Source organism: Agrobacterium sp. 22-226-1 (assembly GCF_053522345.1).
Genome location: NZ_JBNWCP010000006.1, coordinates 98,010 through 120,514 on the forward strand (window position 1 = coordinate 98,010; position 22,505 = coordinate 120,514).

At 58.8% G+C, this 22,505-nt stretch carries 18 protein-coding genes and 1 tRNA gene; 8 read left to right on the forward strand and 11 right to left on the reverse strand.

All coding sequences use genetic code 11. From position 1 onward, the window contains the following. Positions 1–60: 60 nt before the first annotated feature. From ACQZ5K_RS12390 to ACQZ5K_RS12400, 3 genes are all read left to right on the forward strand, one after another. Complete coding sequence (locus ACQZ5K_RS12390) at positions 61–1,014, forward strand: acetyl-CoA carboxylase carboxyltransferase subunit alpha (protein ID WP_125144929.1); 954 nt, start codon at positions 61–63, stop codon at positions 1,012–1,014. 294 nt (positions 1,015–1,308) lie between these two features. Beyond that, positions 1,309–2,607 carry a L,D-transpeptidase family protein gene (locus ACQZ5K_RS12395; protein WP_137004992.1) on the forward strand — a complete coding sequence of 433 codons (1,299 nt, stop codon included), beginning with the start codon at positions 1,309–1,311 and terminating at the stop codon, positions 2,605–2,607. Continuing rightward, the gene (locus tag ACQZ5K_RS12400; protein WP_137004993.1) at positions 2,604–2,840 is read left to right on the forward strand and encodes a sulfurtransferase TusA family protein; all 237 of its coding nucleotides are present in this window, start codon (positions 2,604–2,606) and stop codon (positions 2,838–2,840) included. The genes ACQZ5K_RS12395 and ACQZ5K_RS12400 overlap by 4 nt, the downstream gene beginning before the upstream one ends. Before the next feature lie 242 nt (positions 2,841–3,082). Here ACQZ5K_RS12400 and ACQZ5K_RS12405 read toward each other — a convergent pair whose 3' ends face one another. After that, complete coding sequence (locus tag ACQZ5K_RS12405; protein ID WP_448740467.1) at positions 3,083–4,219, reverse strand: CobW family GTP-binding protein; 1,137 nt, start codon at positions 4,217–4,219, stop codon at positions 3,083–3,085. A gap of 192 nt (positions 4,220–4,411) precedes the next feature. After that, positions 4,412–5,467 (reverse strand): D-alanyl-D-alanine carboxypeptidase family protein, encoded by a 1,056-nt coding sequence (locus ACQZ5K_RS12410; protein ID WP_175422234.1) that lies wholly within the window; start codon positions 5,465–5,467, stop codon positions 4,412–4,414. 224 nt (positions 5,468–5,691) lie between these two features. Here ACQZ5K_RS12410 and ACQZ5K_RS12415 point away from each other — a divergent pair, with 224 nt between their 5' ends. Further along, entirely contained in the window at positions 5,692–6,855 is a 1,164-nt protein-coding gene (locus tag ACQZ5K_RS12415; protein ID WP_137004996.1) for a M20 aminoacylase family protein, read from the forward strand. Between the two features lie 636 nt (positions 6,856–7,491). Further along, positions 7,492–7,788: a hypothetical protein gene (locus ACQZ5K_RS12420; RefSeq protein WP_137004997.1), complete on the forward strand. Its 297-nt coding sequence runs from the start codon at positions 7,492–7,494 to the stop codon at positions 7,786–7,788. A gap of 140 nt (positions 7,789–7,928) precedes the next feature. On the opposite strand, the gene pbpC is transcribed toward ACQZ5K_RS12420, so the two are convergent. From pbpC to ACQZ5K_RS12450, 6 genes are all read right to left on the reverse strand, one after another. Continuing rightward, positions 7,929–10,007 carry a penicillin-binding protein 1C gene (gene pbpC / locus ACQZ5K_RS12425; protein ID WP_448740468.1) on the reverse strand — a complete coding sequence of 693 codons (2,079 nt, stop codon included), beginning with the start codon at positions 10,005–10,007 and terminating at the stop codon, positions 7,929–7,931. After that, complete coding sequence (locus ACQZ5K_RS12430) at positions 10,004–15,460, reverse strand: MG2 domain-containing protein (RefSeq protein WP_448740469.1); 5,457 nt, start codon at positions 15,458–15,460, stop codon at positions 10,004–10,006. The genes pbpC and ACQZ5K_RS12430 overlap by 4 nt, the downstream gene beginning before the upstream one ends. Before the next feature lie 118 nt (positions 15,461–15,578). Further along, a complete protein-coding gene (locus ACQZ5K_RS12435; protein ID WP_174024285.1) occupies positions 15,579–15,767 on the reverse strand; it encodes a Trm112 family protein in 189 nt (62 codons plus the stop codon). Positions 15,768–15,777: 10 nt separating this feature from the next. Then, on the reverse strand, positions 15,778–16,449 hold the full coding sequence (locus ACQZ5K_RS12440) for an LON peptidase substrate-binding domain-containing protein (protein ID WP_003523264.1): 672 nt from the start codon (positions 16,447–16,449) through the stop codon (positions 15,778–15,780). Between the two features lie 69 nt (positions 16,450–16,518). Then, positions 16,519–17,487 carry a thioredoxin gene (gene trxA / locus ACQZ5K_RS12445; RefSeq protein ID WP_003523262.1) on the reverse strand — a complete coding sequence of 323 codons (969 nt, stop codon included), beginning with the start codon at positions 17,485–17,487 and terminating at the stop codon, positions 16,519–16,521. A 53-nt stretch (positions 17,488–17,540) separates the two neighbouring features. Beyond that, positions 17,541–18,050, reverse strand: coding sequence for a prolyl-tRNA synthetase associated domain-containing protein (locus tag ACQZ5K_RS12450; protein ID WP_448740470.1), 510 nt, complete (start codon positions 18,048–18,050; stop codon positions 17,541–17,543). 253 nt (positions 18,051–18,303) lie between these two features. On the opposite strand from ACQZ5K_RS12450, the gene ACQZ5K_RS12455 reads away from it, so the two are divergent. Beyond that, positions 18,304–18,378, forward strand: a tRNA-Gly gene (locus tag ACQZ5K_RS12455). Positions 18,379–18,670: 292 nt separating this feature from the next. Beyond that, positions 18,671–18,970, forward strand: a complete 300-nt coding sequence (locus ACQZ5K_RS12460) for a hypothetical protein (protein WP_137005002.1) — start codon at positions 18,671–18,673, stop codon at positions 18,968–18,970. A gap of 586 nt (positions 18,971–19,556) precedes the next feature. Here the strand turns inward: ACQZ5K_RS12460 and ACQZ5K_RS12465 are convergent. The 3 genes from ACQZ5K_RS12465 to ACQZ5K_RS12475 form a co-directional block, all read right to left on the reverse strand. Then, positions 19,557–19,823, reverse strand: coding sequence for a hypothetical protein (locus tag ACQZ5K_RS12465; RefSeq protein WP_448740471.1), 267 nt, complete (start codon positions 19,821–19,823; stop codon positions 19,557–19,559). 86 nt (positions 19,824–19,909) lie between these two features. Next, positions 19,910–21,082, reverse strand: a complete 1,173-nt coding sequence (locus ACQZ5K_RS12470) for a hypothetical protein (RefSeq protein ID WP_448740472.1) — start codon at positions 21,080–21,082, stop codon at positions 19,910–19,912. A gap of 75 nt (positions 21,083–21,157) precedes the next feature. After that, positions 21,158–21,841 carry an XRE family transcriptional regulator gene (locus ACQZ5K_RS12475; RefSeq protein ID WP_448740473.1) on the reverse strand — a complete coding sequence of 228 codons (684 nt, stop codon included), beginning with the start codon at positions 21,839–21,841 and terminating at the stop codon, positions 21,158–21,160. 129 nt (positions 21,842–21,970) lie between these two features. On the opposite strand from ACQZ5K_RS12475, the gene ACQZ5K_RS12480 reads away from it, so the two are divergent. Then, the gene (locus ACQZ5K_RS12480) at positions 21,971–22,300 is read left to right on the forward strand and encodes a helix-turn-helix domain-containing protein (protein WP_244405911.1); all 330 of its coding nucleotides are present in this window, start codon (positions 21,971–21,973) and stop codon (positions 22,298–22,300) included. The last annotated feature ends 205 nt before the right edge of the window (positions 22,301–22,505 follow it).

The following is a 22,505-nucleotide window of genomic DNA, read 5'->3' on the forward strand; positions in this document are numbered from 1 at the left end:
CGACCGGAACCGCCGGATAATCCGGTCAAACCTTGCGCAAAACGATCGGAAACGGATCTCATGCACAATTATCTCGACTTCGAAAAACCTATCTCGGACCTTGAGGGCAAGATCATCGAGCTGAAGAAGCTTGCCGATGAAGACGAGAGCATAGACACCTCGGAGGAGATCAACCGTCTGGAATCGCGCGTCAACGACGCGATGCAGGACATCTATTCCAAGCTGAACGCCTGGCAGAAAACGCAGGTCGCGCGTCACCCGCAGCGTCCGCATTTCGTCGATTACGCCAAGGCGCTTTTCACCGATTTCACGCCGCTGGCCGGCGACCGCAAGTTTGCCGAAGACGCCGCCATTCAGGCAGGCCTCGGCCGCTTCAACGGTCAGCCCGTCGCCATCATCGGCCAGGAAAAGGGCAACGACACCAAAAGCCGCCTGAAGCATAATTTCGGCAGCCCGCGCCCGGAAGGTTACCGCAAGGCGATCCGCGTGCTGGAACTGGCCGACCGTTTCTCGCTGCCGGTAATCACCCTCATCGATACGGCGGGCGCCTATCCCGGCGTCGGCGCGGAAGAACGCGGCCAAGCCGAAGCCATCGCCCGCTCGACGGAAATGTGCCTCAACGTCAAGGTGCCGATCGTCTCCGTCGTCATTGGCGAAGGCGGCTCAGGCGGCGCAATCGCGATCGCCACCGGCAACCGCGTCTATATGCTCGAACATGCGATCTATTCGGTGATCTCGCCGGAAGGTGCCGCCTCCATTCTCTGGCGCGATTCGACCCGCGCGAAGGAAGCCGCAACCAACATGAAGATCACCTCGGAAGACCTGAAATCGCTCGGCGTCATCGACGGAATCATTCCGGAGCCGATCGGCGGCGCACACCGTGCTCCGGAAACCGTGATCGGTGCGACCGGCGATGTCATCGCCAAGGCGCTGGCCGATCTCTCCCAGCGTTCCGGCACACAGCTGCGCGCTGAACGCCGCCAGAAGTTCCTGGATATTGGCCGGAACCTCTAGAGCATGTCCAGTAAAAGTGCGCAGCGGTTTTACGTCCGGAAAATGCGTCAAAAGAAGGAGTCAGATTGTTTTGGCGGTTCGAAGAAAAGCCGAAACAATCTGGCTCCGGCCTTATTTTCCTTGAATATCGCCCCAACTCGGCCATAGTCCGGTCACATCAAAAGATGTATCGGCGGCCGCGGGGCGGGTCCGATTTAAGTTAAGAAGATGTAAACGGTTAATACCGTATTTAAAATACACACGGGACGGTGTAGAACTGCCGCCGCTTCGTGCCATCGTCTTTCGGATCAGATCATGCGTTTGACACATTTTGCACTTCTTGCCTGCACCGCGCTCGTTCTTGCCGGCTGTAACGATACGCTCGAAACCGTTGAACGCGACGTCTCCCACGTCAAGAACAAGGTCGATTACCCGCTGTCTCCGGCCATTCTGGCCGAGATCGACAAAAGGGGCATGGACCGCACCTCGCCGATCATGATCCGCATCTTCAAGGAAGAAGGTGCCTTGGAAATCTGGAAAGCCAGGCGCGACAACCGTTTCGAGAAGATCGCCGGCTACGAGATTTGCGCATGGTCCGGCAAACTCGGCCCGAAGGTGAAGGAAGGCGACCGGCAGGCGCCGGAAGGTTTCTACAACCTGACGCCTGCGCATCTCAATCCGAACTCGAAATATTATCTCGCCATCAATACCGGCTTCCCGAACCGCTACGATGCCGCCAATGGCCGCAACGGCACCAATCTGATGATCCATGGCGCCTGCTCGTCCTCCGGCTGTTATTCGATGACGGATGCGCAGATTCTCGAAATCTACGGTTTTGCCCGTGACGCCTTCAAGGGCGGCCAGAAGACCGTGCAGTTGCAGGCCTTCCCCTTCCGCATGACGGCGGAAAACATGGCCCGCCATCGCCAGAGCGAACATCTCGAATTCTGGAAGATGCTGAAGGTCGGTTACGACAATTTCGAAGTGACCAAGCGCCCGCCGGAAGTGAATGTCTGCGAGAAGAAATATGTCTTCAACCAGCAGACGGAAGGCGGCAGCTTCAACGCGTCTGCCCAATGCCCGGCCATGAGCACCCCGCCGGCGCTCGTCAGCGCGCTTTCGAGCTACGAGAAGACCTACGATCTCGCCTATGAAAAGGCGATGAAGAAATATGACGGCATGGCCTGGTACGACCCGAGCGAAGCCGAGCGCAAGGCGCTGGTCGCCGAAAAGCGCAAGGGCCGCGAGCCCGCCTATGCCCCGACCGGCTCGGCGCTGAAGGCCGGCAAGCTGATGAAGGAAACGGAATATGCCGCGCTGATGGAGAAGAAGGCGCAGCAGGTGACGTCGTCCTCACCGGCCACTACCGCAACCGCCTCTTCCCTGCGCGGCCCGCGCCCTTCGGCTGTCCAGCCAGCCACGGCACCGCAATCGAACCCTGCCCCAGCGGCACCGACGATGGTTGCCTCGGCTACCCCCGCAGCAACCGGCCAGACCGGAGCTGCCGCGCAGAGCATCCCGGTTCCCGCCATGAACCCGCTTGCCTATTCCGCAGCACCTGCTCCGGAAACGCCGGAAAAGAAGCCGTTCTGGAAGTTCTGGGCCAAGGAATGAGCGACACGGCCGAGATCGTCTATGATTTGAGGGGGCTTAAATGCCCCCTTCCGGTTTTGAGAAGCCGCAAGAAACTCGCAACCCTGAAGGCGGGAGATGTTCTGACCGTCGAGACGACCGATCCGCTGGCGGTGATCGATATTACCCATATGTGCAATGAGGATGGGCATAGGCTGGTGGAAACCACTGCGCTGGAAAAGGGGCATCGGTTTCGCATTGTGAAGGGCGTGTAACCGAGGTTCAACGCGCACGCTCCGGGCTTACCCCCCTCTGCCCTGCCGGGCATCTCCCCCTCAAGGGGGGAGATCAGTTGTGGCGACCGCTCGTTTTCTCACAAGCTCTGCACTTCGGGCTACTGCATCGATAAAGATGTTCGAAGCAAGCCGCTTGTCGATCTCCCCCCTTGAGGGGGAGATGTCCGGCAGGACAGAGGGGGGTGAACCACACCCACCGACCTAGACCATCACGACACGCCCTAAAACCGCAACCCCGAAACCGCCAGCGGATTATCTGTCATCGCCTGCCTGTCCGGCCGGTCTATGCCCGGTGCGCTTGTGAAGGCTGCGAACAGGTCCTGCACGAAAGCCTCCGGCAAATCCTTCGTAATCAGCACCATGCGGGTTCGTTGATCAGCCGGGTCCGGCCACGTCGCGAGGCGCTCCGGCGTGTGGAAAATAGTCTGCACCCCATGTAACACCAGCGGCCGGGCCGGATTATCCGACAGCTTGACGATGGCCTTCATGCGCAGGAGCTTTTCACCATGTGCCGAGCGCAGCAGATCCACGAACATGTCGATCGCCATCGGGCTGACCGGCTGATCGTGAATGATCGAGAAGGACCGGATAGACGCATCGTGCCGATTCACATCGTGATGATGATGGTGGTCGTCGTGATCGCCATGATGGTGGTGATGGTCGTGATCATGATCGTGGTGATCGTGTACCGCCTCTTCGCCCAGCCAGCGGCCGACATCGGCATTCTTGCTGCCGGCATCGTAAAGGCCGTTGTCGAGAAGCCCCGTAGCGCTCCACTCGGTTTTGTCGCCATCCTCGATGGTCGCGCGCGGATTGAGCGCTTGTAGACGGGCTGTCAGCGCGGAAATCGTGGCGGCATCGGCAAGCGCGCGCTTGGTCATCACCAGACGGTCAGCCACGGCGGCCTGTTTCACCGCCTCCTGATGATTGTCCAGCGTGGAAAGGCCGTTCACGGCATCCACCACCGTAATCATGCCGTTCAGCACGAAATTCTGCGCGATGACCGGGTTGCCCATGACCGACTGCATGACGGGGGCGGGATCGGCAAGGCCCGTGGTCTCGATCACCACCCGTTTTACCGGCTTCAGCTTGCCTGTCTGAATGCCGTCCATCAGTTCCGCCAGCGTATCCACCAGCTCGCCGCGCACCGTGCAGCAGAGGCAGCCCTCCGCCAGCTCGATGATGCCCTCACCCGCGCTTTCGACCAGCATGTGATCGATGCTGACATCGCCGAATTCGTTGATGATGATCGCCGCATCGCTCATCGCCGGATCCTTGAGGAGCCGGTTGAGCAGCGTCGATTTTCCGGCGCCGAGAAATCCGGTGATGATGGAAACCGGGATGCGATCGCGAGACATGACTTGCCTGTGTGTTGATGGCCGCTCCGGCAGGTCACTGGAAGACACGAAACCCGGAGCCGCATGGAGCTAAAAGAAATCGCCCGCGCCTGGAAGCCGCGAGCGACACTGTAATATCATAACATCATCGACCTGCGAATACACAAACCGCATTGCGACCGCGAGGCTCGGCCTCGAGGCATTCATCGATCATCAGAATGTCGGGCGCGGGATCGGGATCGGCACGTTGGCGAGTTCGCCCTTGCCAACTCCCTTGGTGGCATTCACCGCCACCGTCTCGCTGCCCGGAATGAGACCGGCGAAGGAATATTCCGGCGGGCGGGTCATTTCCTGCACATAGGGCGAATGGATGACCATGCGGCCAGCCTCGTCGCGGCTTTCGCTGCGCACCTTGGCGGCCTTCGGGTTGCAGATTTCGGCGCTGATATCGTTGACATCACCGGTATCGCCATAGGGCGCCAGCGCGGCGAGCGAAACGCCTTGGCCCGAAGGCGCCGTCAGCCCCATCTGCAACAGATCGGCCGACTGATCGGTGCGTCCGGCAAGGCTGTCCGCGCCCAGCACGACCGTGATGACCGAGCGGCCATTGCGCACGGCCGACGACACCTGGTTGAAGCCAGAGGCACAGATGAAGCCGGTCTTCATGCCATCCGCGCCATCGAAACGGCCGACCAGCATGTTGAAATTGGCGTAGTTCTTCTTGCCGGTGCTGACGCCTTCCAGCGAGAAATAATGGGCATATTCCGGAAACTCGCGCTTGATGATCAGCGCCAGCAGCGCCAGATCGCGGGCGGTCGTATATTGTCCCTTGCCGGGCAGGCCATTGGCGTTGATGTAACGGGTGGAACTCATGCCCAGCCGCTGCGCCTGCGCATTCATCTGCGCCACGAAATTATCGCTGGTGCCGCCGATGGTCTCGGCGATCGCCACGGCGATGTCATTGGCGGATTTGATGAGCAGCAGCTTCAAAGCGCTATCCATCGTCAGCTTCTGGCCGGGCTTGAAATACATTTTCGAGGCCGGCTGATCGGCGGCCTTCTTGCTCATCACCACTTCCGTCTGCGGGCTGATCTTGCCGGCCTTCATCTGCGAAAAGGCGATATAGGCGGTCATCAGCTTGGTGAGCGAAGCGGGATACCACTTGCGGAAGGCTTCCTGATGGGAAATCACCTTGCCGGTTTTGACATCGACCACCATTTTCGGATTGGCATTTGCCACGGGTGCTGCGGCAACGAGGCCTGCGGTCATGATGGCAACGGCTGCGGAAAGCCGTCTGGCGGCGTTTGGCGATTTAAAAGTCTGTGGCAAGGCTTGTCCTCGAATTCCCGTCTTCGGTCGGGGAATGGCAATATTCACCATATATGTCCTAGCAATGGCAAAGTACATTGATTACGTCAATTATGCGGCGCACTATCCACCATGGAGGATAGGATTTTACGACACGCCGTACCGATGAACCCAGGAATGAACGAATGCCGATTTTGAACAGAGCCGCCGAACTCCAGCAGGAAGTCAGAGAATGGCGGCGTCACCTGCATGAAAATCCCGAGATTTTGTATGATGTCGACAACACCGCAGCCTTCGTTGCGGAGAAGCTGAAATCTTTCGGCGTTGACGAAATCGTGACCGGTCTCGGCCGCACGGGTGTGGTCGGCATCATCAGGGGCAATCTTCCGGGCAATCGCACCATCGGCTTTCGCGCGGATATGGACGCTCTTCCCATCGTTGAGGAAACCGGCAAGCCCTGGGCGTCGAAAACCACGGGCGCCATGCATGCCTGCGGCCATGACGGCCACACGGCCATGCTGCTTGGCGCGGCGAAATATCTCACCGAGACCCGCAATTTCGCCGGCTCCATCGCCGTGATCTTCCAGCCGGCGGAAGAAGGGGGTGCCGGCGCGCTCGCCATGGTGGAGGACGGCCTGATGGAGCGTTTCGGCATTAATGAGGTCTATGGCATGCACAACATGCCGGGAATTCCGCTCGGCGCCTTCGCCATCCGCAAGGGCGGCATCATGGCGGCACCGGACAAATTCTCGATCACCGTCAAGGGCCGTGGCGGCCATGCGGCACAGCCGCACCGCACCGTCGATCCCATCACCATCGGCGCGCAGATCGTCGGCAACCTGCAGATGATCGCCTCGCGCAACGCCGATCCGATCCGTTCGGTGGTCGTCTCCGTCACCCGCTTTCATGCCGGCTCCAGCCACAACATCATCCCGAACGAGGCATTGATCGCCGGCACGGTGCGCAGCCTCGATGAAACTGTGCGCGATCTGGCGCAGGATCGCATCAAGCAGATGGCGGAAGGCATTGCCCTTGCCAATGGCGCAGAAGCGGAAGTCGTCTATGAGCGTTATTGCCCGGTGACCTTCAACCACGCCGCCGAGACCGACCACGCCATCCGTGTGGCGCGAGATGTGGCAGGCGAACCGAATGTCGACCCCGATGTCGATCCTTCCATGGCGGGAGAGGATTTCTCCTTCATGCTGAAGGAAAGACCAGGCTGCTTCATCTTCATCGGCAATGGCGATTCGGCCGGGCTTCACAATCCCGGTTATGATTTCAACGACGAGGCCATCGCTTACGGCATTTCCTATTGGGTGAAACTGGCCGAACAGCGTCTGACGAGCTGATTGCCGACTGACGCGAAGAAAGCCGAGGAAGAGATCGACCGCGATGAAGAACGCGGTTGATCCGCAAGCATCGTCAGGTTAAAGAGCAATTCAGTGTCCACGTAGCTCAGCAGGATAGAGCACAGGATTCCTAAGACAAATTGGGGGTTGCGCCCGGAAACGACGCAATCGATCTGCTCAAAGTCGGGGAAAGCTTCGCTGGTCTTCCAGCATGCCAATCCCGAGCCAAGCTCCGGAGAAATCTGGTGAAGGTGTAGAGACTGGATGGGCAGCACCTAAAGGCCGCAAGGCCCATGGTGAAGGGACAGTCCAGACCACGAACGTCTTGCCGGCAAATGGCGGGACGGCGGCGAAAGCCGAAGCGGTATGAATCCTGGGGTCGGAGGTTCGAATCCTCTCGTGGACGCCAATTTCCTGCAAAACCCAGCAAAAAAATGCTATAGCTTGAGCGCGGCCCAGCGCAGCCGACAGCCGTTTGGCAGGTCTACTTCGACCGGAGTCTCGGCGACATCCTTCACGAACACGGAAAATTCAAAGCTTCAAAAGGGAGCGTTGAAAGCGGGCAATTGCTTCCTATTCCTATCTGTGATGATGAAGCGCCTGTCAAAATTAGTTGCGCTAGAGGAAGGAGATTTGATGATCGACGAATATGGTCCATATGTGCAGATGTCCACGCTTGGAGAACAGATGGCTGCCTGCTACCAGACGAATACAAATCTCGTATTGGAACCGCATCTGGCGCATTACATGGACGAGGTGGAGATCAATATCGCCGCCGATAGTTTTAATCACGTTGGCTTTCTGAACAACATCACAAGCCGGCTACAGGTGACTCTGACGGCAACGACCAATCCCAGGCGCCGGGAATTTCTACAAGCCGTTGTGGTTTCGCTTCAGGAGCGGATCCACCGCCATTCACTCAATGTGGCGTAATAGAGCTTAGGCACATCATCTTCGTCGTCACTCTTGTACAATTGCTTGCTGCATATCTTTGGCAAGACGGCGAAAAAAGAACTGACGAGACGCTCGAGGCGCAAGCCCGGAGCAACCCCTCGTGCAGTTGGACATCCCTGCTATTCGACGAAAACCCGCACGCTCGAGGCGCGGCCGTCGGCGTCGATGACCGTCAGTGTGGAAAACCCCTGGCCTTCCGGCCGCCATTCGCTGTTGCGGCGATGGGAAGCGTTCGGCAAAGGCAAACCATTGGCGAGCCAGCGGAAGGGTGCCCGCCCGCCCTGCAGCTTCAATACCAGCGGCGAGATGCCCGACTGGCCGGAAAGCTCCACGCGCGCGCCCTCCGGCGGGTAAACGATGCGCGGGGCGCTTTCACGTCTTGAAGCAGAAAGCAGGCCGCTGGCCGTCGTGGTAAAACGCCGCTGGTTGGCGGGGAGGTCATTGACCGCGACCCGCGCGACGCCAGAAGGCGCGGCAGGCATCGGCGTGATCGCCACGCCGGATTTTTCGAAAGCCTCGAACAGGATCGGGGCGGCCGTCGCATAACCGGCAATGCCCGGCACCGCCCCATTGTCGGCCCGGCCGACCCAGACACCGACCACATGCCGCCCGTCATAACCCACCGACCAGGCATCGCGATAGCCATAGCTGGTGCCGGTCTTGTAGGCGATGCCGCGCTGTTTCATGCCGAGCGGCGGCAGCACGCCGGAGAGGATGTCGGAGATGTTCCAGATAGCGGCATCGGAGAATAACCGGTCCCCCTCCAGCCGTTCCGGGGCGGAGCGGACGCCGTCTCCAAGCCGCACGGGATCGCCGCCGCCGGCAAGCCCCGCATAGAGCTGCGCCAGATCGACCAGCGAAACACCCGCGCCGCCAAGGGCGATGGCAAGCCCGGGCGCTTCATTGGCGGGAAGCACGAGTTTGACGCCCACCCGCCGGAACCGCACCATCAGCGCCGAGGGACTGACGGCATCAAGCAGCTTGACGGCAGGCACATTGAGCGACAGTTGCAGCGCCTGCCGGATGCTGACATCGCCCTGATAATGCATGTCGAAATTGCGCGGCCTGTAACCGGAAAAGTCGGACGGGCGATCCTCTATGATGGTTTCTTGCCCGACAAGACCGTCTTCGAAGGCAAGGCCGTAAATAAATGGCTTGAGGGTGGAGCCCGGCGAGCGAACGGCCCGGCTCATCTCCACGAAACCGCGTCTTGCCGTATCGAGATAATCCGCCGAACCCACTTCCGCCAGAATATCGCCGCTTTGCGCATCGGCCATGACGATGGCGACGGAGACCCTGTCGCCGAGCTTTTCCGCCGCATGGCGGGCGACACCCTCCAGCTCCCGCTGGATCGGCAGCTTCAGCGTGGAACGCACCTCGGCAGTATCCGGGAATTTCACCCGTGCGGCGACGGCCATATGCGGCGCATAGGCCGGCAGGTCCCGCCGGTTGGCGGGCACATTCGCAAGCGCCGACCGTTCCGCCTCCCCCTCACCCACCACGCGTTCGACGGCAAGCCGTTGCAGCACACGCTCCCGCGCCTGCTTCGCCGCCTCCGGAAAACGATCCGGACGTCGCTTTTCCGGTAATTGCGGCAGCGCCACCAAAAGCGCTGCTTCCGCCGTATCGAGCCGGCCCGGTTCCTTGCCGAACCAGGCGAGGCTTGCGGCGCGAATGCCTTCGAGATTGCCGCCATAAGGCGCGATATTCAGATAGAGATCGAGGATCTCCGCTTTGCTCAGCCGTCTCTCGATCTGAAGCGCGCGCGCGGCCTGCAGGAATTTCGCCGAAAACGACCGGTCGGCGCGCGGCTCGATCAACCGCGCCACCTGCATGGAAAGCGTCGATGCGCCGGAAACGATCCGGCCGTTGCTGGCCAATTGCCAGGCGGAGCGCAAAAGCGCCCAGGGATCGACGCCGTGATGCTCATAGAAACGCTGGTCTTCATAGGCCACCAGCATGCGTAGGAATTGTGGGTCGACTTCGGCGGCCGAGGTTTTCAGCCGCCAACGGCCATCGGGTGTCGCAAAAGCGCGCAAAAGCCTGCCGTCACGATCCAGAACCTCGAAGGATCGTTGCTGCGCAGCGTCCAGCGGCGGCGGATAGGCCTTGTCCAGCGCATCGAGACCGAAGGCCGCGCCGCCCATAAGCAACGCGGCCGTCACGATGCCGACAATGATCGCCTTGCGTCGCATCATGGGTTTGCCGAGCGCACCTCCATGCGGCCGGTTGCCGTGCGGGCGGCAAATTGCGGCCGGTACATATCCTCAACCGAAGCGGCCGGATGATCGTAGGTGCCGGGGGTGACGGCGCGGACCACATAGGCAAGCGCAATTTCCGAACTGTCGCCGGCCGAGCGGTCGAAGGCCGCCACGAAACGGTCGTAGCGGAATTCCGTATGCGCCGCTTCCGTTTCCGGCAGCCAGTCGAAATTCGAAAGCTCTGCCGAATTGACGAGGCTCGGATTGTCGATTTCGAAACCGGAGGGCAGCAGGTCGGTCACCAGAATGCGCGACTGCCAGTTATTCTGCGGCACCACATTCAGCACCACGACATAACGCTCGTTCTGGATCACGTCGCTGGAGTTCACCTCCTCACCATCCATGGAATAATAGGTGCGGGTAATGGTGAAGCCTTCGCCGCCCGCCGCAAGCGGCTGCGCCGGCGGCGCCACCGTGGTGACGACGGCCGTGACCGGATCGGCCGAGGCATTGGCGATCTTCAAGGGTGCGACCAGCAATTCATCGCCGCTCATCCGTTTGCCGAAGCCGCCTGTCTGCAGATCGCCGTTCACATCGAGACGGATATCCTTATCCTCGCCTTTGACGGCGCGGGCGGCAAGCAGCATCCATGCCTGTTCCTGGGTGCTGGTATAGGGCTTCTTTTCCCATTCCTTGGCCACCGCACCGGCAAGCTGCGGCACGACGGCCGGAACCGGCCGACTTTCCGCCGCAAGCGCCAGCGTCGCCGCGCCGTCACGCAGGGCGGAGCCGTAATCCGCGCGCGAGAAGCTGACATTGGTGGTGCGGCTTGCCATGTCGAGCGAAGCGCCGAATACGGCCTTAGAACGGGCCTGATCGCCATAAAGCGAGAGGGCGGCGGCAACCTGCGCCTTGGCGAGCGGTGTCGGGAAATCGGCAAGCGCCGTATCCGCGTAATAACGCAGATCGTTGATCGCCGCCTTGCGGTTGCGCGCCAGCACATAAAGCGAATAGGCGATCTCGTTGCCGCGATCTTTGACATTGCTGTCATAGGAAAGACCGTTTTGCAGGTTGTTCAGCGCCTGCACCATGGCCTGTTCGGGAACATCGTAATTCTGCTCACGCGCCCTTGTCAGGAAGTCGCTGATATAGGCATCGAGCCACAGATCGCCATAACCCGGCGACCAAAGGCCGAAGCTGCCGGAACTCGACTGGAAGGACAGCACCCGGTAGATCGCCTCCTGCACGCGCTTGCGGGTATCGGGGTCTTCTGCAAGGCCGCTATCCTTCATCAGTTCCGAAACGTAAAGCAGCGGCAAAGCGCGGCTCGTCGTCTGTTCGGCGCAGCCGTAGGGATATTTGTCCAGCATCATCACCAGCGCCGGAATATCGAAGGCCGGCGAGCGCGTGACGTTGACCGCGACGGAAGAGCCGAGAAGCATGCTGTCCGCCAGAAGATCGCCATTGATCGTCAGGCTGCTATTGGGCGCGATCTTGATATCGCGCCGCGTCGTCACCGGCAGAACGGCCGGACGTACCGGAACGTTCAGAACCTGCTCCAGTGAAAGACCGGCGGCATTGGAAACCTTGATGGTGATCGCGCCATTGCCGGGCTGTTCGCCCGTCAGCGGGACCGTCAGCGAAGACCTACCGCCTTTCTGAAGCGCGAGAGTTTGCGACATCTCGCCCTGATCGACCGTCAATGCCGTGTTGCTGGTCACATCCAGCCGATAATCGCCGGGCTCGCCATCGGTATTGGCGATATCGAGCCGCAATTGCGAGACATCGCCGGGTGCGAGGAATTTCGCCGCGCTGGCCGTGACCACGACAGGATCGCGAATGATGGCATCGGAGACCGCATGTCCCACGCCTGTCTTCGTCCAGGCCACCGCCATGATGCGGGCCGTACCGTTGAACTGCGGAATATCGAAGCTCACCGTCGCCTTGCCGTCTGCGTCGAGTTCGACCGGCCCGGCAAAGAAGGCCACGAGCTTTTCCGTGGGCGGGCTGCCCTGAAGGGCTGCCTGCCCGCCGTCACCGCCGGTGCGCAGCCGGCCGGTGGCGCCGAGCGAACCGTCGATCAGGCGGCCATAAAGGTCGCGGATTTCCAGCCCCAGCCGGCGCTGGCCGAAATACCATTCATCCGGTTTCGGCGGCTCATATCGGGTAAGGTTCAATATGCCGACATCGACGGCCGCAACGATGGCGTAGGCCTTTTCGCCCACGCCGGCACCCGCAACCGTGATCGGAATTTCAAGCGGCTGGCGCGGCAGCGTCTTCTGCGGCGCGCCGAGCGTGACGGCAAGTTTGCGCTCGGCCGGATCGACCGCGAGCCATTTGATGCCGATGGCGCGCATCGGCATACGGCTTTCCTGCGCATCGCCGGGACGGAACAGCGTGGCCGTCACATAAGCGCCCGCACCCCATTCCTCGGTGACGGGAATGTCGATCTCGCCGCCATCCTCGCCGATCTCGGCATTCTGAACGGCAATCAGCTTTTCCGAACCGGAAGTCACCATCAACTCACCGGCGAAACGCGACGAAACCTTGAGTTTGGCCGTATCGCCGATCTTGTAGCTCTGTTTGTCGAGAGCGATTTCCAGCGCATCCGGCGTTTCCGTCGAGCTTGCCTCGACATAAAAACCGGCATCGAACTCAACGCTGGAGACAGGCGCGCCATTGCCGGCGCCCTCCACTTCCAGCCGGTAACGGCCCCAGGTGACGGGCACGGAAATCTCACCGCCATTGGCATCGGCAGACAAGCTGCCGGCTTCCTGCTGCTTGGTATATTCCACCGGTTCGTAACGCCAGGAGTTGCCCTGACGATACCATTGATAGTTCCGCTCAACCTTGATGAGCTTCCAGGTCAGACCATTCATCGCCTGTTTGGCACCGTCAGCATTGACGCCGATGATGTGGAAACGACCAACGGAATTCTGGGCGAGATCGCCGGAAAATTGCGGTTTGATACCGATGACCGGCGCTTCAGCCTTGATGGGCAGCGCCAGGGAGCGCTCTACGGCACGGCCGCCGGCCTCCTGCATGCGCACGGTGATGTTAGCGGAAAGAAGCTGCGTTGTGGATGGCAGGTCGGTCAGATCGACATTGAAGCTCGCCTTGCCCTCGTCGTCCAGAACCGGCAGATCGGCAAGCGTCGTGCGGTTTTCCTCTTCGCTCTCCTCATCGGCCAGACCGAAGAAATAACCTTCGAAATCGGCACTGGTGCGCGTCGGTTTGATGGCGACCTCGCCCTCCAGCGTCAGGCCGGCTGCGGGCGCACCATAGAGATAGCGACCATCGACATCGATTGCCGTTTCCGCGCCGGGGTCGATCTGCTTTGCCTTGCTCGAGAGGTCGAACTCTGTGCGGTCAGGCACGAAATCATCGACGAGGAAGCTCTTTTCGCTGATCGCAGGCGTTTTAGGATCGGTATGGATGCGCAGCGTCCAGGTGCCGCGCATCGCATTTGCCTGCAACGGCAGATCGACCGCATGGCCGCCGAGCGCCTTGCCGTCGCTGACGAAACGCCGGTCCTCGACACCATCCGGGCGCGAGAAGATGAAAGTGAGCGGCAGATCCTCGATTGCCTTGCCGTCGACATCGCGCGCAAGGGCTGCGGCATGCACTGTCTCGCCGGCGCGATAGATGCCGCGTTCCGTCCAACTGAACACGTCGATGGCGCCGGGAGCTGCACGTCCCGTCACGCCGCGATCCGAAAGATCGAAGCCGGCGCGGGTCATGTCGAGGAAGACATAGTCCTTGTCGCCGTTGCGCGCCGTCAGGATCGCAGGCGCCTGCGCCGCCGTGCCGCGCATCAGGCCGGCCGAGAACACTGCGCGGCCGTCCGCATCGGTCTTCGCGGTGCCCAGCACCTCATTATTCTTGGCGAGCAGCTGCAAATCCACATCTGCCAGCGGCTTCGCGCTGCCAAGGGCGCGAACAAAGACATTGAGCCCATCGGTTCCGGCATAGGTGGTGATGCCGGTATCAGATACGAGGAACCATTGCGTCGCGCGCGAGTCCCACGTTTCCGGCGCGGTGCCCGGCGGTACGGCGGTCAGCACATAGATGCCGGGCTTGCGCTCCGGCAGGGCCTCATCCACCGGGAAACTCGTCACCACATCCTTGTTGAGATCGGGCTGGATATCGATCGAGCCCTGCCAGACAAGCTCGCCAATTTCGTTTTCGATACGGTCGGCATTGTAGCCGTCCATCTGCGTCAGAAACTGCGAGTTTGAAAGAAGCGAGGTGATGTTGCGGTCGCCGACGCGATAAAGCTTCAGGTCGGCCTTGTCGGCATTGACAGAGACGATGGGAATGCCGCGACGGGCAGTCCCCGGCAGCACGAAATTCTCACCCGTGAAGCGCACGCTGGCGGCGCGGTCGCGCACGTAGATATCGAGGTCGACCTGCTTTTCCAGCGGCTCTTCAACCGAGGACGGCAGGCCGGCGCGAAACGCGATCTTGTAACGCTGGCCATGGGCCAACCCTTCGACGCAAATCTCGCTGCCCTTCGCCTCGATGGCCTTGGGCGCTGCCCCATCCAGCGTGATGAATGAGGAGTAATCGACGCCGTTCTTCACCAGCGGCTCGGAAAACTGCACGCAGGCGCGCGGGCTGACGCTATCCGTATCCACAGTATTGTTGATGACGCGGAAACCCTGACGCGTGCGCAGATCGGCATAGGCCGCCCTGGTCTGTGCATTGTCGGTAAGCGCGAGGCTTTCCTTATAGGCATTGAGTGCCGCGCGATAATTCTGGGTTCGCTCAAAAGCCTTCGCCAGCCGGTTCAGGGCCTCGGTGCGGGCGCTGACCGTGCGGCTCAGCTGGTAAGCGTTGATGGCGGCGGAAGCGGCCTGTCCCGCTATCGAATAATTATCGGTGACCTGCGCGGCCTTTTCCGACAATTCGGCCCAGAGCGCACCATCGTCAGGTGTGATCGCAAGGGCCTGTTTATAGGTCGTGACCGCATCGGGAATATTGCCTGCGGCTGCCTGCTGCCGCGCCGTCTCCACGAGGGCTTCCAGACCCTGTTCGCCCTCACCGTCATTTGCCGCAAGGCCGGATTTCAGCCGGCGCGCTTCTTGCTGCAGGCTGTCGGTCACGAAGGACAGGCGCTGCGGCGCACCGATATCGGCTTCCGCGGCCACTTCCACGATCTTGCCAGCAACCGCGCCGGGGAAAGCGTTCAGCTGGTTGAAATCCGATTTGAGGAAGCACCATTTCACCTTGGGATTGTAGGTAAAGGCCTTGCAGGCGGTATCGCCGACGCAAATCTCGCCACATTGCTCCAGCGAGACATTTTGCTCCGTCCTGAGATCGAAGCCGAAATAATCGCCATTTTGGGTCGTAACGACCTTGCGGGAGGGTTCCGCCGCCATGGCTGGCGGAAAAAACAGGGCGGTTGAGACCGCAACCAGCGAAATCCGGACGAGCGCGCGCAACGACATCAGTTTTCTCCCCGCAACAGACATGTCGGGCGGGACTCTGGTCAAATCCACGCATGGTTGTCAACGCATCTTCGTCAATTCGCGACACGCAATGTGTGAAGGCGGGCAAGCGGGAAGGTCAGTCTTCTATTTTGCGCGCTTCCGAAATCAGCATGATCGGCACGCCATCGCGGATCGGATAAGCAAGCCTGGCGCTCTCGGAGACGAGTTCATTGCGGGCGCGGTCATAGGCAAGGCGCCCTTTCGTCAAAGGGCAGACCAGCAGCTCCAGCAGCTTGGGATCGACATTGCTCATCCTGTCGTCCATGGCGGCGATCCTATTGCAGCACGTTGCCGCCCTCGCCCGATCCCTGGGCAAGAACGATCTCGGTGATGGCGATCAATGTTTCGGCCCGCGTCTTCAGGTCCGGCGCTTCCAGAAGCGCCTGTTTTTCAGCCGGTCCGAAGGGAGACATCATGGAAAGCGAATTGACGAGAACGCGATTGCCCGCCCTTTCCACACTTTCCCAATCCGCTTCCAGCTGGTTGGCATCCAGAAACGAACGGAATACCCGAAGCAGGTTTTCGCGGTCCACCGCATCCTCGTCATATTCGCCGGAAAGATCGGCGATGAAGGGCGCATGCCGGAAGCTGCGATAGGGTTTGCCCGCCTCCACCTCTTCCAGCAGGCGGAAGCGGCACACGCCGGTGAGCGAGATGATATAACGGCCATCGCCGGTTTCGGAAAAGGACGTGATGCGGCCGAGGCAGCCGACGGCGCTTAGCGGACCGCCCTCAAGCCCCGCCTCAATGACATGCAGGGCGGGCTGCACCATGCCGATGATGCGGTGGCCGGCCAATGCCCAGTCGATCATGGCGAGATATCGAGGCTCGAAAATATTGAGTGGAAGATGGCCTTCCGGTAGAAGCAGCGCGCCCGGCAATGGAAAGACCGGCACGGTTTCCGGCAGATCGTCGTTCTTCACATATCTCGCATTTCCGACATGCATGGGAATCAAGCCCCCTGTTCACTGCTGCCCGGCCGGTGGATCAACCGCCGCGGCCGGGATATGCCCGCATTACGAAAACAGTATCGCCGAAAGCTTCCTGCGGCCGGCAACGGTTGCCGGGTCCTTGAAGCCCCAGGCCTCGAAAAACTCCAGCAGCTGGCGGCGCGCGCCGTCATCGTCGAAGGTCCGGTCCTTGCGCATGATGTAGAGCAGATGGTCCGCAGCCTCGTCGCGCCGCCCTTGAGCATTCAGCACCTTGGCAAGCTTCACCCGCGCCTCGTGACGATCGGGATCGAGCGCAAGCTCGCGCTCCAGCGCCACGGGGTCGCCGATCTTACGGGCTTCCTCATATTGCGCGATCTTTTTCGAAACGAGCTGAATGCCCGCATCCTCATTGAGTTCCGCGGGCAGCGAAGAGAGCAGTTCGCTTGCCCGCTCATATTGGCCGGCGGCGATCATGCATTCGGCGATACCGGCAATCGCTGCCGGATTTTCCGGATCGGCCTGCATGACGGCGCCGAAAAGCTGCGCCGCGCCGTTGAAATCGCCATCCGCCAGAAGCTGCTTCGCCTCCGTCAGAACAGCCTCTATCTCGGCCTTGGGATCGCCCGCGTCAGGCCCGGCGATCTTCTCGATGAACTGCTTGATCTGGCTTTCCGGCACGGCACCCATGAAGCCATCCACCGGCCGGCCGTCGGCAAAGGCGACGATTGCCGGAATGGACTGGATACCGAGCTGGCCGGGAATCGACGGGTGGTCGTCAATATTCAGCTTCACGAGCTTCACGCGGCCATTCGCCTCGTTGATGACCTTCTCGAGCACCGGCGTCAGCTGCTTGCACGGACCGCACCAGGGCGCCCAGAAATCCACGAGAACCGGCTGGCGACGCGATTCCTCAAGAACGTCTCTGGAGAAACCCGCCGTCGTGGTGTCCTTGATGTGGCCGGAGGCCGCACCGTTCAGCTCGCCATTATGGTGGGCGCTTGCGGTCATCTGCCCGCTATAGGAACCGCCGTAAGGATTATTTTCGCCGCTCATGCCGGTCTCCCGTAACCTCTGTCATATGTCTTATTTGAAGCAAAGATCGTATCTCACTCGCTGACTTTCAAGACAAGCGGCGCATGTCCGGTTGCCTCGAGAAAGCGAATGAGATCCGTGGACGCGATCGTTGTCGTCTGGTCGTTGGAAAGTGGATGGCCATTGACCAGCTCGTTTTCCAGAAGCCCGCTGTCGAGCACGAAGGTGACCTGCCTGTCGGTGTCGTTGATGGCTCCGAACACCGTTACCGAGCCCGGCGCGACGCCCAGATATTCAAGCATCTTTTCCGGTCTGCCAAAGGACACGCGGCTTGCCGCACCGATGGTCTTGTGAACGCTTTTCAGATCGACGACCGCATTTTCCTCAACGGTCAGAACGAAATACTGATCCTTCTTGTCCTTTACAAAGAGGTTCTTTGTATGGCCGCCGGGAATGAGATCGCGCAGCGACTGGGATTCGGCGACGGTAAACACCGGTTCATGCTGCTTCGTGGTGTGGGAAATGCCAAGTCCGTCGAGAAACTCGAACAGCTCCGTTGCCGTCTTCCGGGAATTTTCCGCCATATCCTGCCGCCTGTCTCTGCCGATTCCACTATGCTTGTTTCCTGATTAAGCGGGCAGCCGACGCTTGGCAACGCAGGAAAAAACAGCGGGATGAAAAATTCTCAATCATTTCCGCCGCTTGTCGCATTTCTCAAAGAAATTTTCGCGTTTTTGTCATTTCCCTGTTGCATTCCAAAATCGATTGAGCGATATAGCGCCCGTCGCCGCTTGGCGGCCCACGGTTCAGCGAACTACCCCGGACCGGTGGATTTGAGCGGGTGTAGCTCAGGGGTAGAGCACAACCTTGCCAAGGTTGGGGTCGAGGGTTCAAATCCCTTCGCCCGCTCCAAATTTTCCTAAAGATAGAATCATCATCAAAGCATTCATGTGCGCGCACGTCGCATCGTTCCGTGTCGTGCGGCTTGAAACTCGGCCTGCCCAGCCCCCCCTGTCGGCAAAGCGTGACGGAAATTATTCCGCAAGCGGAACTTATGCGGAAGATGTCCGTTTCAGACCCGAGGCTCCTAACCTCAGTTCCCCTCTGATTGCCCGCCAATGAGCGGGCATTTTTTTGCCGACGCCCCTGGAACAGCTCATGTGCACAGCACGTTCTCCTGCGTTGTTCAACGCGGGGAAGAGCCATGTCCGCACATCCTGGAAGAATTCTCTTGATTGCCGCATTCGCCACCTTGTCAATATCAGGCACATCCTTTGCCGCAGATATGACAGTTTATCGTGAGGAACGGGTTTTGCCGCACAAAACACATCCTCAACCGCAGCGCATCGAAAATACCTATTCCAATCCCGCAGAAATGCGCTGCACCGAAAATATCGTGTCCTATCGCTCCCCTTACGAACGGCACACGGAACAGGTCACGCTCTGCCATCCACCACTAAACTGGCGAACAGGGCCATCAACAGCAACAATATGGTCGCCTTGATCTTGCCATAATTCCTTCAATGTGCTTTTGTGCAGCCGCCCTTGTGGGAGGGGGTAGAGGTCGAGACCCGCTGGCTGCATTTTTGCAGTAAGCGGGTTTCCCTTTTTTTAGGCATGACTTACCGGCAGGCACCATCGGATCAATCGTTTCTCCGGCTCGGATGTACTTTGTCACCACATACCGGAATTTCTGAGAATATCCGATAATATCCGGGAACTCGCGATAAAGTCTTATAAAGCAGGGGTTTTGAAGCTGTCGGCGAGTACCCTATCAAAACTCACTTTGACAGACCTGAGGGGCGATCAGCGAATGACTTTTGCAAGAACCGCGAGAATTCCACCGGCTCTCAACAACACTTCAAGAACCAGCCTCTTGGCCTTTTAGGCCCCCTTAAAGCCCAGAAAACTGGCCTTTAAGAAATCGTCGGCCTCACGCGATATCTCTCAAACAAGCAAGAACGACCGACCAGAAGCCAAATTGAACATGCAACTTCCTTGCAGGTTCGAGAAATTTCCGATTTTTTGCAATGAAATCAAATACAATAAGGAAAGGCCGTGTTGCGTGAAGATGCAACACGGCTTTTTCATTATCGGACCAGGCCAAACCTAGATGGGCGCTCCGTTAGGCTAGTTCGCCAGTCCCCGTTGAAGCCGAAAGAGGGTGCGTTAAGCGGCTCGGAAAACCAGAAGTCTGTGAACGCGGCAATGTCCGGCTCGCAAAACCAATGTGCTTCACCATTGGCATCGACCGCCCACCAACGAGCATTTTTTGGAGCCAGTTTCCAATCGATATCCACCATCTCACCTTTCCGATCAGGAAACGGAACAACAACGAATTTTTCAACTGGCGCCATACCCTCTTACCTCACACACGGCGTTTCGATGTTCATATTTTGTTCTATTTTTTGACAGAGTCAACTTCCTCTATGTGAAGTCGTCATCAGATGCCTCGAATTTGGTTAGGTAAGTCAAGCCGCCCAAGCATAGCAACTCCTCTTGTAAACTCTGAGAGAAAGTTGGTTTTATGCATGAGATTGAATGTCTCTGCCTCAAGATCACCTGAAGCGCGATACTCCTTTTTCTTCCTATCCAGACTGCTTTCGTAGCTTTCGGAGAAGTTTCGGTCGCGCGCGAGATAGTAGATGGTCTCCGCATCGGCAATTTCATCGAAGCTCAGTGCTGCCAGTATCGCATCCAATGCGGCTACTTCAATCTTGTGACGTTCGGATGTTTCATTCAACACGCGCTTGAAAAAATCAGTTCCCAAATCTGACCGTGGACGCGGAGGATGAAACTTTCGCCATTGTTGCGCGAGGAAAATCGCCTTCTCGTCACTAAGGTGAATCAACTCGGTTTGCACGCCGATCATCGCATTCAACTGCCTGCGCGTTTGGATCATGTTTAGTGCGCCAGAGAATTGCCTGCTTCCTATATCGAAGTGCTGCATGATAGCTGCTTTAGACTCAACGAAATCCTGTTCAGACCAAAGTTCCTTTTTAGGGAGCATGGCTGAGAGGGCAAACAAGTCTGCACGCGACAAACGATTTGTACGAGTCCCGGTCTGAAATTCGTCGCGTAGTTCAAATGCCCGATACTTAAAGTTTTCCAAAATATCTTTGAGTCTAGCTAAGCTATCTCTGATGACGACGAGGTTTGCCAGAGCCTTGTTGTCGAGGCTTGGCTTGCCGTCTCGATTTGTAGAATACCGAAGCTCCTGGCCATCCTCATCGATTCTTGCGAGACTGTCCACGAATGGATGGAGGTCCTTCAGAAAGCTTCGCAGCGCTAAATCAGGGACATCGCAATCGATCAAGAACTGAAGGTGGGAGGCGATGTCATGGTTTGGGACGTGGCCTGACTTCAAAATGCCCGACTTGATGAACACCCCGATCACGAGTTTAAGGTGGAGTTCAATCGAATGTCTTGCGTTGTAGAGGATCGGCAGGACCAAGGTGTCCCGTTGCCAGAACCTATCTTCGTTGATTACGAGTTTCGCGAGATCGAGAGCAGCTTCGATATAGCCATCCGCGTAATTAACCGTGCTACCCTGTCTTCCGATCAGAGCATTCCATTCAGAATCCGGTGGCAGCGAAAAAAATGGATCATTGCTCATTGCGCCACCTTATGCGGAATAGCACCAATAAAAATTCTGTTTCGGGATCGCAGCGTATCCCGGCCGATGAATAATTTAAGCTTTTCGAAGGAGAGAGAGAACTTGGCCGACGACTGACAGGTCATCGGCAATGTCCTCTCCAATAACCTCCGCGGGGTAGCCATTTTGCTCATTGTCCGAACGCAATTCGAGCGATCCATCCATACGCCAGTTGGCCCTTTTCACCTTTATTCCAGGTCCAACACGAAACACGAAAACCTGATCATCGACGATGTCCGTTTTGCTTTGATCGACGATCATGAATGCGCCATCCGGAATGGTCGGCAGCATGCTTTCGCCTTTTGCCTCCAGCATAATGCAACTTTCGGGCTTTGCTCCGATGCTCCTTAAAAACGCGCGACTGAAGGCGACGGATGTATGGAGGCCGTCCTCTTTCGCTATCAGACCTGAACCAGCCGCAGCCTGAACGTCGAACAAAGGGATTTGAACAAGATCGGCTCCCGCGACGGGCATCGCAGATTCGCTGAACATAGGGCCTTCTCCCGTCAGCAGCCAAGCAACATCAACGCCATACACCTGTTTATATGCAAGTAGCACGGAGGCGTCCGGTTCATTATCTCCGCGCTCGTAGTTGCCCAGTGTCTTCTCGGAAATGTCGAGCGTTTTCGCGAATAAGTCCCTCGGCGGATCACCAAGAGATTTACGAATTTCCCGCAGTCGCTGAGCGAGCGGAGTCTTGAATGTTTCAGGTCGCGCCAAATCCGTCGCAAAAATGCAAAATGCAGGTTTACAATACCCGGATTTTGCATTAATCCTTTCTGTGTTCGCAGAATTAATAACCCCAAAAAAGGAGGCCGGTCAGGGCCTCCCTTCTGGAAGGAATCCTTTATGCACCGTGTCTCTGACGGCGGCAAGACAAGCCGTGCCGAACGCCGAAGGCTGGAAGAAATTGCCCGCATAAAAGGCAAGCTCATCATTGCCAAAATTACGCTTGCCGAGATCGACAAGAAATACTGCCTGCCCACCGGCACCGCCGGCAACGCCGTCCATGAGCCGCACGCGGCAGGTGAACGCGCCATCGCAGCGGCCTTAAAAACCCGGCCGCACCTTCTCTGGTTCTCCCGCTATCACTCCGATGGTCGCAGGCTCAGCCCGCAGCCTTCGGAGAATTACCGGAACGGCCGCCGCGCCGCCGAAGCGGAGCAAGCCGCAGCATGAAGCGTGGAACGGTTCGGGATTGCTGCTCTAGCCTACTGCACGAGTGCAAGGCGTTCGTTCGCCCCGGCTGTCAGACCCAATCTCTCGACCGCTCCACACCTCGACAATCGCCGATCAGCAGACACCCCACAATGACGAAACCACATGCCAATTTCGACAGCCCTATTTTCATTCCGTCGCACTCTCGCGTGTGCCGGTGGGCCGA

Coding starts and splice junctions, on each gene's coding strand:
- ACQZ5K_RS12395 (WP_137004992.1), top strand. CDS start 1,309: ATGCGTTTGACACATTTTGCACTTCTTGCCTGCACCGCGCTCGTTCTT.
- ACQZ5K_RS12390 (WP_125144929.1), top strand. CDS start 61: ATGCACAATTATCTCGACTTCGAAAAACCTATCTCGGACCTTGAGGGC.
- ACQZ5K_RS12400 (WP_137004993.1), top strand. CDS start 2,604: ATGAGCGACACGGCCGAGATCGTCTATGATTTGAGGGGGCTTAAATGC.
- ACQZ5K_RS12410 (WP_175422234.1), bottom strand. CDS start 5,467: ATGACCGCAGGCCTCGTTGCCGCAGCACCCGTGGCAAATGCCAATCCG.
- trxA (WP_003523262.1), bottom strand. CDS start 17,487: ATGAGCGGCGAAAATAATCCTTACGGCGGTTCCTATAGCGGGCAGATG.
- ACQZ5K_RS12460 (WP_137005002.1), top strand. CDS start 18,671: ATGTCCGCACATCCTGGAAGAATTCTCTTGATTGCCGCATTCGCCACC.
- ACQZ5K_RS12405 (WP_448740467.1), bottom strand. CDS start 4,219: ATGTCTCGCGATCGCATCCCGGTTTCCATCATCACCGGATTTCTCGGC.
- ACQZ5K_RS12435 (WP_174024285.1), bottom strand. CDS start 15,767: ATGGACGACAGGATGAGCAATGTCGATCCCAAGCTGCTGGAGCTGCTG.
- ACQZ5K_RS12430 (WP_448740469.1), bottom strand. CDS start 15,460: ATGTCGTTGCGCGCGCTCGTCCGGATTTCGCTGGTTGCGGTCTCAACC.
- pbpC (WP_448740468.1), bottom strand. CDS start 10,007: ATGATGCGACGCAAGGCGATCATTGTCGGCATCGTGACGGCCGCGTTG.
- ACQZ5K_RS12470 (WP_448740472.1), bottom strand. CDS start 21,082: ATGAGCAATGATCCATTTTTTTCGCTGCCACCGGATTCTGAATGGAAT.
- ACQZ5K_RS12465 (WP_448740471.1), bottom strand. CDS start 19,823: ATGGCGCCAGTTGAAAAATTCGTTGTTGTTCCGTTTCCTGATCGGAAA.
- ACQZ5K_RS12440 (WP_003523264.1), bottom strand. CDS start 16,449: ATGCATGTCGGAAATGCGAGATATGTGAAGAACGACGATCTGCCGGAA.
- ACQZ5K_RS12420 (WP_137004997.1), top strand. CDS start 7,492: ATGATCGACGAATATGGTCCATATGTGCAGATGTCCACGCTTGGAGAA.
- ACQZ5K_RS12450 (WP_448740470.1), bottom strand. CDS start 18,050: ATGGCGGAAAATTCCCGGAAGACGGCAACGGAGCTGTTCGAGTTTCTC.
- ACQZ5K_RS12415 (WP_137004996.1), top strand. CDS start 5,692: ATGCCGATTTTGAACAGAGCCGCCGAACTCCAGCAGGAAGTCAGAGAA.
- ACQZ5K_RS12480 (WP_244405911.1), top strand. CDS start 21,971: ATGCACCGTGTCTCTGACGGCGGCAAGACAAGCCGTGCCGAACGCCGA.